This window comes from Lysinibacillus halotolerans (genome assembly GCF_003711845.1).
GTDB lineage: Bacteria > Bacillota > Bacilli > Bacillales_A > Planococcaceae > Ureibacillus > Ureibacillus halotolerans.
This window is the reverse complement of sequence record NZ_RHLQ01000001.1, coordinates 290,412-302,558: the sequence shown is the minus strand read 5'-3', so window position 1 is coordinate 302,558 and position 12,147 is coordinate 290,412. Positions and strand designations below refer to the sequence as shown.

Genomic DNA, 12,147 nt, shown 5'->3' with positions numbered 1-12,147 from the left:
TAAACGATTTGATCGATTCAGATTAAAGGTGTTATTACACCATCAATATAAAAATATAGATGTTCGGGTCGCATAAATTAGGAGTGAGCTAAATGCTCACCCCAACATTTGACTTAGAACCCATTAATACGAACACGAACAATTAATTTGTTTTACTACTCGCATCAATAAAGGCTTTAAATAATTTTTGAGAATGTTCTTCTTGTGTAACTGCCATTTCTTCAGGGTGCCACTGAACCCCTATACAAAATGGATAATCTTTTAACTCTATCGCTTCAATAATTCCATCCGTTGCCTTTGCGGTAATGGAAAAAGATTCTGGAACGTCTTTAACTGATTGGTGATGGAACGAATTTACTGCTATTTTTTCTTTACCTATGATTTGGTGCAAATGACTATTTGACTTTATTTCAATATAGTGGGATGGTACATATCTACTTGCCCTTTGTTGATGAAGGATGGGCGTAGATTCATATTGGGAATTGATATCTTGATAAAGATTTCCTCCCATTGCGATATTCAACAATTGGATTCCACGACAAATACCGAAAATCGGTATTTTTCTTTCTAAAGCGACTTTAGTAAGTGTCATCTCCATTTGATCCCTTTCTAACATCACATGCCCTAAGTTTAAATGAGGCTCCTCATGAAAATAATGAGGGTGAACATCTACCCCACCCGTTAGTAATAAGCCATCGATTTTTGTAATAAATTGGGCCGCATCTTTTTCTACACCAAAGGGTAGCACAAATGGAATGCCACCTGCGTTTAAAATCGACTTCACATACGCTTCATTTATACAATACTGTCCATTGCTCTCCGTCATTGTCACACCAATAATCGGTTTCATCTAAGCACCTCCAGAATCAATCTATTACAAATAAAACTGTTATAGAATATTCTAGATAGGGTTAATTATCTCCTTTAAAAGGATTTATCTTTTCTGTTAAAGTACCTTCAAAATAAATAGATTAATTTACATTTAGACTTTGAACGAACATATAAATAGCGCCTACAAAAACACGCGGGCGCTATTAGATGATTAAGTAAAAGTGTAGCTATCAGCTATGTTTTAAACTATTAAAAAATCTAAGTTAAACTCTTAATATAATGGATTTTTTAAAAAAGTTTCTAAATCCATTTTTAAATTTTGCTTTACATCTTCATTTTCACAGTAGGTCGCATATGTTTTATAATATTTTATTAGCCCTTCATACATGGCTTTCATAAATGCTTTCTTTGGTAAGATAAAATCTTTACGAAATTCTAAGTCGTTAGGAAAAACTGATAATTCAAGTTGGGAGGGATTTTTTTTATCAGTGTTTAAAGAGATTGCTATTATTTCACCTTCAGGATGAAATACGTTAGCATATCCTTTTTCAAATGTTTCTTTTAATAAACTTTGGTAAGTTGCCCAAACATGGTCAATTAAAGAAAATATTGTTTGGCCAAAAATTTCACGACCGTTATATGTTACTTGAACGAACCCTCTAAATGGATATGGTGATTCTTCTATACTTGGGTTCATTAGCTTTCGAAGAATTTCTTCATTCTCCGGTTCATCAAATACATAGAAATTTTTCTCAATTTCATTTATTGGTTGTGGATCACTAAGCCAAGTGTCATAGCTTACCCAGGTTTTTACATTAAACAAGCATAATTCTCCTTCCTAATAAGGATTAACATAAGTTTTTTTAGGATAAATCTGTGTAACCCTTTTTGTGGTTCCATTAACCCCAATAACATAAGTTATATTATTATAAGTATAGTTAAATTGTTTAAATCCACTAGATGGTAACTTACTAGCATTTTGTTTTAAACCATTTAAAATATTTGTATCTAAACGTTGTATTGTCATTCCTTGATAAAAAAATGTTTGACTTGTTTTTCCCGGTGCCCAACTTCCATTCCAATGATTCATTGAATGGCGTTCTAAAAAATGTTTCATATCTGTTTTGGTAACACTGTAAGTTCTACCATTTGCTTTCACACTCTTTGTAGTATAATTCTTAACTGCATTTGCCGCAGCATTTTTAGGAGCAGGTACTAAAGTTTTAATAGTTTTACCTGCTGAATTTTTAAAATTGCTCTTGATACACCACTTACTATTGCTCTTGTAGCAATAACAGCAATTAATACACATAAAGGTCCACACATAGGTTGAATGTCTGGGATATTAGAAAATTCCGTTTCTTCTAATGCTAGTTCAGGATATATAATGTTATGTTTTGGTTTTTGTACCTCTAATTCTGATTCGACAAACTTAGTATTAATATCAATTGCTTCAATAGAATTATCCTTTATTTCTCCATCTGAAAATGTATTTGCACTGGAGTGGATAGGTCCGATTAAACTAAATATAAGGGTTATTACAGTTAATATGGAAATACTTTTTTTAAAGTTCATTTCATTAATCTCCCATTGATTATTAGTAGTATTAATGACATGTCAATTTTTTACACTCGAGCTATTTTTAGTCTAACATCCATTTACTGACATTATAACATTTATACAAAATTTACCATTAAAAAACCAAAATTATATCAAATTAGAACACGTTCTCATGGTTCCAATTTATATTTAAGTTAAAGAACTAAAGTATATTAAGCTGTTTCTTTTAAACTATAAAACCAGATTTTCAGAGCAAGCTTTAGTTTGGAGTAATCTTTAACTATAGTGGAACTAACTAACAATTATATTTTATTAACCGTACTAAATTCAAAATTGAACTATTATAATTCTTTATTTTAAATTTAACCATTATTCTTTCAAAAGGAGAATAATATACCACTTAACAATCAAGTCCCCATAGAAATAAACAGTAATAGCGGAAATAGCAATTGCCGGACCAAAAGGAAACGGAGTCTTTTTACCCTCTGCTCTTACTTTTAACGTTATAATCCCTATAATTAGTCCAATTATTGAAGCTAAAAACAATGTTAAAATCGTATTCTTCCATCCTAGAACAAGTCCAATTAAAAAGAAAAGTTTAATATCTCCCCCACCTATACCACCTTTTGACACAAATGCGATGAAGTAAAGCATCCCAAAACCTATAATGGCACCTACAACACTATCCCACCATGGATCAAGAGGCACTAATATTCTGCCTAAAATTAAAAAAGGTAAAAAGAAAAGGAGTATTTTATCAGGGATAATCATGTAAACAATGTCGGAAACAACAATAATGATTAATAGAGAGATAAATAGGAGAACTACTGCTAATTCCGAAGTAAAACCGATTTTGTATGTAGCCATCGTGAAGAGAATGCCAGTTAAAAGTTCAATCCATAAATAGAGCGGAGAAATTTTCGTACCACATGTCCGACATCTCCCTCTTAAACATAAGTATGAAACTACAGGTATTAAGTCGAGGGGTGTTAATCGCCGTTTACATTTTGAACAATGGGAAGGTGGTTCGACGATTGATTCATTTTTCGGGACTCTTAATCCTACTACATTGAAAAAGGAACCTAAAACAAGCCCGATGATGAATGGGAATACTACAAAACTAATTTCCATTTACAACACCTCTAAAACTTGTTGAATCAATATATGTTATAGCTGTTAATAATTTTAAAGTATATTTCATAAAATTGGAATTTTTGTTAATATGAAGATGATCGGAAGGAGGTAATTTTAATGCTAGTAGAAGTGGAATTTCCAAGCTTATTAACTATTGGTTTTACCTTTGTTCTATTCATTTTTGCATTATCTACTATCATGTTGTGGGTTAAAAACAGAAAAAATAGTATAGCATATGCTTTTATTTTATTACACTTATTGTTATTATCAATTAGTTTTTATTTCTTTATGAATGGCTTTAATTTAGAAATCGATCAATATCATCCAATGGCTTCAGAAGAAAACTCTGCTCAAATTGGAATGGCAAGTATCTTTTGGGCGATCAGTATGATTAGCCTATTAATCGCCATATTTCAATTTACACGTTATACGAAAAATCGTTAATTGAAACCAAAAACTTTCCCCTCTGTGACCACCCTTTACGAAGAAATTTTATATTAATTTCCTTCATAATTCAAAAACCCGGTATACATCAATGCATACCGGGTAGAGAAAATGACGATTAGTACATTTTCATATATTGTTCGCGTTCCCAAGGGTGAACAGCTGTACGGAACATATCAAATTCGATTTCTTTTGCTTCTCTAAAGTTCGCATAAATATGTTCACCTAGTGCACGTTTCACAACTTCATCGTTTTCTAATGCAACAAGTGCATCACTTAGTGAAGCTGGTAAGTTGTCAATACCATTTGCTTTACGCTCTTCTTCACTCATAATATAGATGTTACGGTTGATTGCAGCTGGTGGTGTCATTTTTTGACGAATACCTTCTAAACCAGATTCTAAAATTACAGCTAATGCTAAATAAGGGTTAGCAGAAGGGTCTACTGAACGTAATTCGATACGAGTCGATAAACCACGAGAAGCTGGTACACGAATTAAAGGTGAACGGTTTTGAGCTGACCAAGCTACGTAACATGGTGCTTCATAACCAGGTACTAAACGTTTATAAGAGTTTACAGTTGGATTTGTAATCGCTGTAAATCCTTGTACGTGAGCTAATACACCTGCCATGAATTGCATCGCCGTTTCAGATAAACCGATTTCAGCTTTTTCATCGAAGAACGCGTTTTCTTTTCCTCTGAATAAAGAAACGTTACAGTGCATACCAGAACCGTTTACACCGTAAAGTGGTTTTGGCATAAATGTCGCATGTAAACCGTGTTTACGAGCGATTGTTTTTACAACCAATTTGAATGTTTGGATGTTATCACATGCTTCTACAACATTTGCATATTTGAAGTCAATTTCGTGTTGTCCTGGAGCCACTTCATGGTGAGAAGCTTCAATTTCAAAGCCCATTTCTTCTAATTCTAATACGATATCACGACGGCAGTTCTCACCAAGGTCTGTTGGTGCTAAGTCGAAGTATCCACCATCATCATTTAATTCTAATGTTGGTTCACCTTTTTGATCTAATTTGAATAGGAAGAATTCTGGTTCTGGCCCTAAGTTAAAGCTAGTGAATCCTAGCTCTTCCATATTCGCTAATACACGTTTTAAGTTTGAACGTGGGTCACCAGCAAATGGTGTTCCATCTGGATTTACGATATCACAGATGAATCGTGCCACTTTCCCTTTTTCAGCAGTCCATGGGAATACCATGAATGTATCAAGATCAGGATATAAATACATATCTGATTCTTCAATTCGAACAAAACCTTCAATAGAAGAACCATCAAACATCATTTTGTTATCTAATGCTTTGTCTAATTGACTTACTGGAATTTCAACGTTTTTAATTGTTCCTAGAATGTCCGTAAATTGTAGACGAATATATTTTACTTCTTTTTCTTCTACAAGACGCTTAATATCATCTCTTGTATATTTTGCCACAGTATTCCACACTCCTACTTTTCCCTTATTTAGCAATTTTATTTTTTATAATTCACGCGTTTTTTTATTGATAGAAACGCGATAAATCCCCTTGTCGTAAAGAAGTTTTTTGATGACGTCCTGCCATACGCATTTCTTCGCGTAATATACGACGTAACTCTGAATCTGAAATTTCTTCTTTTGCTTTTACAGCTTGAACCGCAGGATTATTTTTCATTTCAAATACTTTCTTAATACCTGCCATGTTCACGCCTTGCTCTAACATATCTTTTATATCTAGAAGCGTATCGACATCATTTAAAGAAAACATTCTTCGATTCCCTTCCGTACGGTGTGGCTGAATTAAATCGTGTTCTTCATAGTAGCGAATTTGACGCGCTGACAGTTCGGTTAACTGCATAACCGTACCAATCGGTAAAAGCGGCATCGATCTTCGTAATTCACTTGATCTTCTTTCACTTCCCATTTAATTCACCTCCCTTACTACATATCATACCTTCAGTAAGGTAGCTTGTCAATTCTACGTTAGAAAAACTAACATTATAGAGAAAACAGGCAAAACTTCTTTCATTTTAGTTAGAATTTGCTTAAAATTGATTATTTTTAGTTTCTTTATAATGACACGAACTGTTAAAAAGAATGAAAAAATAGGTTAAAATACATAAAAATTTTTTTCATCATGTAAGTCATTTTAAAAAAATAGCCATAAAAAAAATGCAGAAACTATTGATATCAACGGTTTCTGCAGAATAACGTACCATTCTACATAAAAATGTGAGGTTTTTCTTAATAGCGGAATTTTTTAGAGGATAGTCCGATTTCAATGACAACATAAAGGAAATTTAAATATAACCTAAGGGCGAATAGAATAATTTCACTTTCCCGAATATAATGACTGCGCATTACATCAATTTCGTACACTGTGTAAAGTGCGAAAGCTAATACAAAAATACCCGCAACGACAAGGAAGAACGTACTGCTTACTGGAATGAATATATATATAAATCCAAAGACTACGAACACAATGAGAACAGTAAAAAAGTAAATTAGCACATCGGAAATAACGATGACAAATCGCATTCCGATTAAAGCAATTAATAAAAAAATAAGAATAGTACCTATAAATACCGAGACGACAAGTGCTGCACCAAGCCATTCAATTAAAATCACAAGAAATAAGAAATGGAGAACCCCCATTAAAAAGGGAATAATAAAAATAATGACACTCCCAAGCCGCATTATAAACGTAAAAACAATCATTCCAATACAAATAATTGATAAAAGAATAACGACTGATATCGGTAATAAAAGAGCAAACAATACGCCGACGACGGTAAGAATCCACATCAATATAAAAAGTTTTAAAATGAGGTCGTAGTTCCGATTTCTACTAATTTGCCCCATACACAACCCCAATCATGGAAAGTTTTATTAACACTATATTTTTCAAACGGAAAGTATATTAATAAATTCCTTAAAGTTTCCTCCTTATTTTAAGTGTTAAAATCAAAAAAATATCATCTACAGAATACTTCCTCTATTTCCAACTAAAAAAGACGACTTAAAATAAGCCGCCTTTCATTTATTATTTTAATTTTTGTACCGCACTACAAACAGCATATTTCACATGTTCGTAAGTAAGTCCACCTTGAATATAAGCTGTATATGGCGGTCGAATGGGTCCGTCTGCTGTTAACTCAATACTGGACCCTTGTACAAAGGTACCGGCTGCCATAATGACATCATCTTCATATCCTGGCATATAAGCTGGAACTGGTGCAAAGTGGGCATTAATTGGTGAAGCTGCTTGAATCTCCTGACAAAACGCTACCATTTGATCGGCCGTTTGGAAGGAAACTGATTGAATTAAATCCGTACGTTTCGCTGTAAAGTGAGGATACGTCGTCATGCCAATTTCCTCTAGCATTGCTGAAGTAAAGACAGCTCCTTTTAAACTTTGTGCTACTACATGTGGCGCTAAAAAGAATCCTTGGTAAAAGTCAGCTAACGTATTTAAAGAAGCACCTGCTTCTGCTCCAATACCTGGTGAAGTCATTCGATAAGCACATTTCTCTACTAAATCTGCACGACCTGCAATATACCCACCAATTTTTGCAAGACCGCCACCTGGATTTTTAATTAATGATCCTGCCATTAAATCCGCTCCTACTTCCGTAGGCTCCATTGCTTCTACAAATTCTCCATAGCAGTTGTCCACAAAAATGACCACATCAGACTTGATTTCGCGAATTTTTTGACACAATTCTTGAATTTCTTCTATTGTAAAGGAAGGACGTGTAGCATAACCTTTCGAACGTTGAATCGCGACCATTTTTGTTTTGTCACCAATCGCAGCTCCCACTCCTTCCCAATCGATAAATTGATCCTCAATTAAATCAACATGGGAATAACCGATGCCAAAATCCTTAAGGGAGCCTGTGTCTTTGTCTCCCCCATCGACAATCGATTGAAGGGTATCATACGGTTTTCCTGTAATGTAGACTAATTCATCTCCAGGTCTTAACACACCAAATAAACTTAACGTAATGGCGTGAGTACCTGAAATAATTTGACCCCGAACAATGGCAGCTTCTGCTCCAAATGTTTCTGCATAGACCCTTTCTAAATTATCCCGGCCTTCATCGTCATAGCCATAACCAGTCGATGGATGCAAATGAAAGTCACTTACTTGATGTTTTCGAAAAGCGGCCAATACTTTTTGTTGGTTATAAAATGCCATTTCATCGATTTTTTTATGAAATGGCTGTATTTTATCTTCCACTTTTTTTGCTAATTGCAACGTCTCTGGCTGCAATGTTGAAATAAATGCCATGTTTAAAACTCCGTTTCTTTTTACTGCAATAACTAAATATCCTATATCATCTTATCAATTCTCGGAAGCATTTCAACTATTTTAGAACGGATAGTAGAAAGAAACGTTCAATAACACCCTTTATAAAGTTTGTTTTCTATTAACCAAAAAATAAATCGAGGATATTGGAAGTAGTGGAAACCTGTTTATTATAAAATTCCGAATATCCACAGTTATTACAATAAACAACGATAAATTCATTCTTTTGGACATCAAACATTTTCGATAATCCTGTTCCCGTCATTGCTACTTCCTTTTTCCCTGCATCTTGACTACCACATTTTATACATCCATTTTTAGTCATGTATCGATTCCCCTTTCAAATTTAATTGATATACGACAATAAATGGAAATGGTTTCATATGTACTTTTATTTTACCTTTAAAAAGCTGGTTTCATGCTATCTCCATCCCAACCAATCATCCTATAATTCGAGGAAAAAAGATTTTCTTTAAATTAAAAATTTTCCCTTTACTATCCTCTATGAAACTGCTATTCTCAATGTTGCATGTTAAGTTAAGGAGGCAATTTTATGGCATGGGAAGTATTTAGTATCATTGGGACCATTGCCTTTGCAATTTCTGGTGCGATTGTAGCCATGGAAGAAGAATATGATCTTTTTGGTGTGTATTTACTAGGGATTGTCACAGCATTTGGTGGAGGAGCTGTTCGAAATTTATTAATTGGTTTGCCAGTTTCTACCCTTTGGAGCCAAGAAATGATGTTTCAAATTGCCATTGCAGCAATTACTATCTTTTTCCTTGTTCCACATCATTTAATTAAACATTGGAATCGTTGGGGCAATTTTACGGATGCAATCGGGTTGTCTGCCTTTGCCATTCAAGGCGCAATTTATGCCGTATCATTAGAACTTCCGATTAGTGCCGTCATTGTTGCAGCCGTTTTAACTGGTTCCGGTGGTGGAATTATTCGAGATTTATTAGCACGGAGAAAACCATTAGTACTTCGTGATGAAATATACGCTGTATGGGCAGCAGGTGCAGGTTTAATGATCGGGTTAGAATTAGTTGAAGGAGATCTTTTCCTATACGCTTTATTTGTCGTCATTACAACTTTACGTATACTATCTTATATGAAGCATTGGAGACTTCCAGTAAGGACTTTAAAAAAGACTGAAGAAAGCCCAACTTTTAAACTTTCAACAAATAACAAAGCACATAGATAATCTATTTAAATAAACGACCCCGTAAACTCAAGTGCACAGTTTACGGGGTTTATTTATTTAACATTGAAAAATTGGAATACCTATTATTTAAATTCTAATTCACCATCGTAGGCCATCATACCGCCTTCTAAGTTAACCACTTTGAAACCTTGGGATTCTAAATACTCCCCAGCATTGGCACTACGGACGCCACCTTTACAAACCATAATATATTCCTTTGATTTATCTAATTCAGGTGCACGTTCTGGAATAGAGCCTAGTGGAATATGAATTGCCCCTGGAATCATTCCATGTTCTACTTCAAAATCTTCGCGTACATCGATAATATTTAAATCTTCATTTGCATCTAATAAATCGATTAACTCATCCGTTGTCATTGTTTTCATCATTGAAACCTCCAAATTTAAAACTATTGTCATTATAATGAAAAATTAGGTTCCCCGCAATTTACTGGATTGTGATATGTAACTTGAATAAGAAAAAAACCGGCAAGTAATTAACTGCCGATTTTGTTACGATTGTCCTTCTCCTTCTGGCGTAAGTGAAACATGCTTAGAAGGTGTGAAAGTTGATATTGCGTGTTTATAAATTAGATGTTGTTTTCCGTCCACTTCTAATAAAACGGTAAAATTATCATAAGACTTCACTAACCCTTTTAGTTGGAAGCCATTTAATAAAAATACTGTAACAAATGTGTTGTTTTTCCGTAAATTATTTAGAAAAGTATCTTGAAGATTGATTGATTTCACGCCCAATACACCTCATCTATTTCTATTTTGGATAGTCATATAGTAATGTATTCGGCAACTCGACATTATTTTCCTTCTTCATTATTGAAAAATTTAGAATATTTTTCAATGGCATGCCAATCTGTTCCAATCCATTGAACATCCATTTTATTTCGGAAGTATGTTAATTGACGTTTGGCGTAGCGTCTCGAATTTTGTTTTAATTGTTCGATTGCCTCTGCTAACGTTATTCGCCCGTCCAAATAATCATAGAGCTCTTTATATCCAATAGCCTGAACAGATTGTACATTTCGGATTCCACGTTCCCACAATCCACGAACCTCTTCAAGCAACCCATTTTCCATCATAAGGTCAACCCTTAAATTAATGCGTTCATATAATTTTTCTCGATCCATGTCTATTCCAATGATTAAATGATTGTATAAAGGAATTGTCCCCCGATTATGTTCTTCGCTTGCCTTAGAAACACCGTGAAGTTCGATCATTTCTAATGCTCGAATAACACGGCGAGTGTTATTCGGATGGATTGTTTTCGCTGTTTCTGGATCTAGCTCGGCTAACTTAGCATGCATAGCATCGGGTCCAATTTCCATCAACTGATCATAATATTTTTTCCGCGCTTCTTCATCGACTTCTTCTTTCGTAAATTGAAAATCGTAAAGAACCGCTTGTACATAAAGGCCTGTTCCACCAACGATAATCGGTAACTTTCCACGCCCTTGTATTTCAGCGATTTTTTCTCGAACTAACGATTGATATTCCGCAACGGAAAAACTTTCTGTCGGCTCTTTAAAGCTCAATAAATGATGGGGAACACCTTCCATCTCTTCTTCCGTAACTTTGGCCGTCCCAATATCGAGTCCTTTATATATTTGCATCGAATCTCCGTTTATAATTTCGCCATTAAATGCCTTTGCCATTTTAATACTTAAAGCTGTTTTTCCTGAAGCAGTTGGGCCAACAATGGCCACTACTTCGATTGTGTCTTCCTTCATCTACTTAACCACCGTGTTATCACATGAAACACATGTTCATTATTTTTTTCCTTTAAAATTTCATGTCGCATCCCCTCAAAGAGATAGACGACAACATCCGTTAAACCAGCATTTTTAAGTTCCTTAGCAACTTTGAATACACCAGAACCACTACTACCAACGGGATCTTCACTTCCGCTTATTAAAAGTATCGGTAAGTCCTTTCGGATGTTCATGAGTTCCTTTTTCCGATGAATTAACAATAATCCATCGGTTAAGTCTACAAAAAATTGATTGGTCGGCACAAAGCCACAGTAAGGGTCTTGAATATATTTTTCTACTTCCTCATCATTATTACAAAGCCAATCATAAAGAGTTTTCGCATTCAATACATTCCGATTAAAACTACCGAAACTTAAATCATTCATTAATTGACTAGGCATATTTTTTCCCTTTACGACACAAAGGGATTTCGCAAGGGCATTTCCCAGTTTATGCACCGTAGTCGTCATTCCGGTACCACATAAAATGCATTTATCAATCATGCCGCTATAGAGCTGAATAAAACGACGAGCGATAAAAGACCCCATACTATGTCCAAAAAGTATCGTTTCTTGAACATTTTGGCCAACACTATAATGCTGAATGACTTCGAATACATCTTCGACTACACGATTGAACCCATTATCATCGCCAAAATAGCCAAGTTGTCCATTTAATTCAGCCGTTTGCCCATGACCGCGATGATCATGGGCTGTAACGAAATAACCTTGAGCTGCTAATGCTAAAGCAAAGGATTCATATCGACCTCCATGCTCTGCCATTCCATGCAAAATATGAAAATGTCCCTTCGGTTTGTTCTTCGGTTCAAATTTACGGACAAAAATTTTATGTCCATCATCCATTTGAAGAACTTCTGTTAGCTTTTCCAATCAAGTTTCACC

Annotated in this window: 16 protein-coding genes; 2 read left to right on the top strand and 14 right to left on the bottom strand. The window is 34.6% G+C overall.

The window, feature by feature from the left end:
• Positions 1-142 precede the first annotated feature (142 nt).
• The 5 genes from EC501_RS01425 to EC501_RS01405 all read right to left on the bottom strand — a co-directional run bounded on the left by EC501_RS01425 (position 143) and on the right by EC501_RS01405 (position 3,522).
• Positions 143-850: a gamma-glutamyl-gamma-aminobutyrate hydrolase family protein gene (locus tag EC501_RS01425; protein ID WP_122970495.1), complete on the bottom strand. Its 708-nt coding sequence runs from the start codon at positions 848-850 to the stop codon at positions 143-145.
• A gap of 252 nt (positions 851-1,102) precedes the next feature.
• On the bottom strand, positions 1,103-1,654 hold the full coding sequence (locus EC501_RS01420) for a hypothetical protein (RefSeq protein ID WP_122970494.1): 552 nt from the start codon (positions 1,652-1,654) through the stop codon (positions 1,103-1,105).
• A gap of 15 nt (positions 1,655-1,669) precedes the next feature.
• Entirely contained in the window at positions 1,670-1,990 is a 321-nt protein-coding gene (locus EC501_RS01415; protein ID WP_122970493.1) for a hypothetical protein, read from the bottom strand.
• A gap of 56 nt (positions 1,991-2,046) precedes the next feature.
• Positions 2,047-2,406 carry a hypothetical protein gene (locus EC501_RS01410; RefSeq protein ID WP_122970492.1) on the bottom strand — a complete coding sequence of 120 codons (360 nt, stop codon included), beginning with the start codon at positions 2,404-2,406 and terminating at the stop codon, positions 2,047-2,049.
• 354 nt (positions 2,407-2,760) lie between these two features.
• Positions 2,761-3,522 (bottom strand): prepilin peptidase, encoded by a 762-nt coding sequence (locus EC501_RS01405; RefSeq protein ID WP_122970491.1) that lies wholly within the window; start codon positions 3,520-3,522, stop codon positions 2,761-2,763.
• 120 nt (positions 3,523-3,642) lie between these two features.
• Here EC501_RS01405 and EC501_RS01400 point away from each other — a divergent pair, with 120 nt between their 5' ends.
• Positions 3,643-3,969 carry a hypothetical protein gene (locus EC501_RS01400; protein WP_122970490.1) on the top strand — a complete coding sequence of 109 codons (327 nt, stop codon included), beginning with the start codon at positions 3,643-3,645 and terminating at the stop codon, positions 3,967-3,969.
• A gap of 118 nt (positions 3,970-4,087) precedes the next feature.
• Here the strand turns inward: EC501_RS01400 and glnA are convergent, their stop codons facing one another.
• The 5 genes from glnA to EC501_RS01375 all read right to left on the bottom strand — a co-directional run bounded on the left by glnA (position 4,088) and on the right by EC501_RS01375 (position 8,598).
• Positions 4,088-5,422, bottom strand: a complete 1,335-nt coding sequence (gene glnA / locus EC501_RS01395; protein WP_122970489.1) for a type I glutamate--ammonia ligase — start codon at positions 5,420-5,422, stop codon at positions 4,088-4,090.
• Positions 5,423-5,486: 64 nt separating this feature from the next.
• Positions 5,487-5,888: a MerR family transcriptional regulator gene (locus EC501_RS01390; RefSeq protein ID WP_122970488.1), complete on the bottom strand. Its 402-nt coding sequence runs from the start codon at positions 5,886-5,888 to the stop codon at positions 5,487-5,489.
• A gap of 320 nt (positions 5,889-6,208) precedes the next feature.
• Positions 6,209-6,826, bottom strand: coding sequence for a hypothetical protein (locus tag EC501_RS01385; RefSeq protein WP_122970487.1), 618 nt, complete (start codon positions 6,824-6,826; stop codon positions 6,209-6,211).
• Between the two features lie 181 nt (positions 6,827-7,007).
• Positions 7,008-8,255: a methionine gamma-lyase family protein gene (locus tag EC501_RS01380; RefSeq protein ID WP_122970486.1), complete on the bottom strand. Its 1,248-nt coding sequence runs from the start codon at positions 8,253-8,255 to the stop codon at positions 7,008-7,010.
• A 139-nt stretch (positions 8,256-8,394) separates the two neighbouring features.
• Positions 8,395-8,598 carry a zinc ribbon domain-containing protein gene (locus EC501_RS01375; protein WP_122970485.1) on the bottom strand — a complete coding sequence of 68 codons (204 nt, stop codon included), beginning with the start codon at positions 8,596-8,598 and terminating at the stop codon, positions 8,395-8,397.
• A 228-nt stretch (positions 8,599-8,826) separates the two neighbouring features.
• Between EC501_RS01375 and EC501_RS01370 the strand changes: the two genes are divergently transcribed.
• Positions 8,827-9,480, top strand: coding sequence for a trimeric intracellular cation channel family protein (locus tag EC501_RS01370; protein ID WP_122970484.1), 654 nt, complete (start codon positions 8,827-8,829; stop codon positions 9,478-9,480).
• 83 nt (positions 9,481-9,563) lie between these two features.
• Here the strand turns inward: EC501_RS01370 and EC501_RS01365 are convergent, their stop codons facing one another.
• From EC501_RS01365 to EC501_RS01350, 4 genes are all read right to left on the bottom strand, one after another.
• Positions 9,564-9,866: a rhodanese-like domain-containing protein gene (locus EC501_RS01365; protein WP_122970483.1), complete on the bottom strand. Its 303-nt coding sequence runs from the start codon at positions 9,864-9,866 to the stop codon at positions 9,564-9,566.
• Positions 9,867-9,992: 126 nt separating this feature from the next.
• Positions 9,993-10,229, bottom strand: a complete 237-nt coding sequence (gene hfq, locus EC501_RS01360) for an RNA chaperone Hfq (RefSeq protein WP_122970482.1) — start codon at positions 10,227-10,229, stop codon at positions 9,993-9,995.
• 65 nt (positions 10,230-10,294) lie between these two features.
• A complete protein-coding gene (gene miaA / locus EC501_RS01355; RefSeq protein ID WP_122970481.1) occupies positions 10,295-11,224 on the bottom strand; it encodes a tRNA (adenosine(37)-N6)-dimethylallyltransferase MiaA in 930 nt (309 codons plus the stop codon).
• Positions 11,221-12,135, bottom strand: coding sequence for an alpha/beta fold hydrolase (locus tag EC501_RS01350; RefSeq protein ID WP_241559243.1), 915 nt, complete (start codon positions 12,133-12,135; stop codon positions 11,221-11,223). Before EC501_RS01350 ends, miaA begins: the two co-directional genes overlap by 4 nt.
• Positions 12,136-12,147 lie beyond the last annotated feature (12 nt).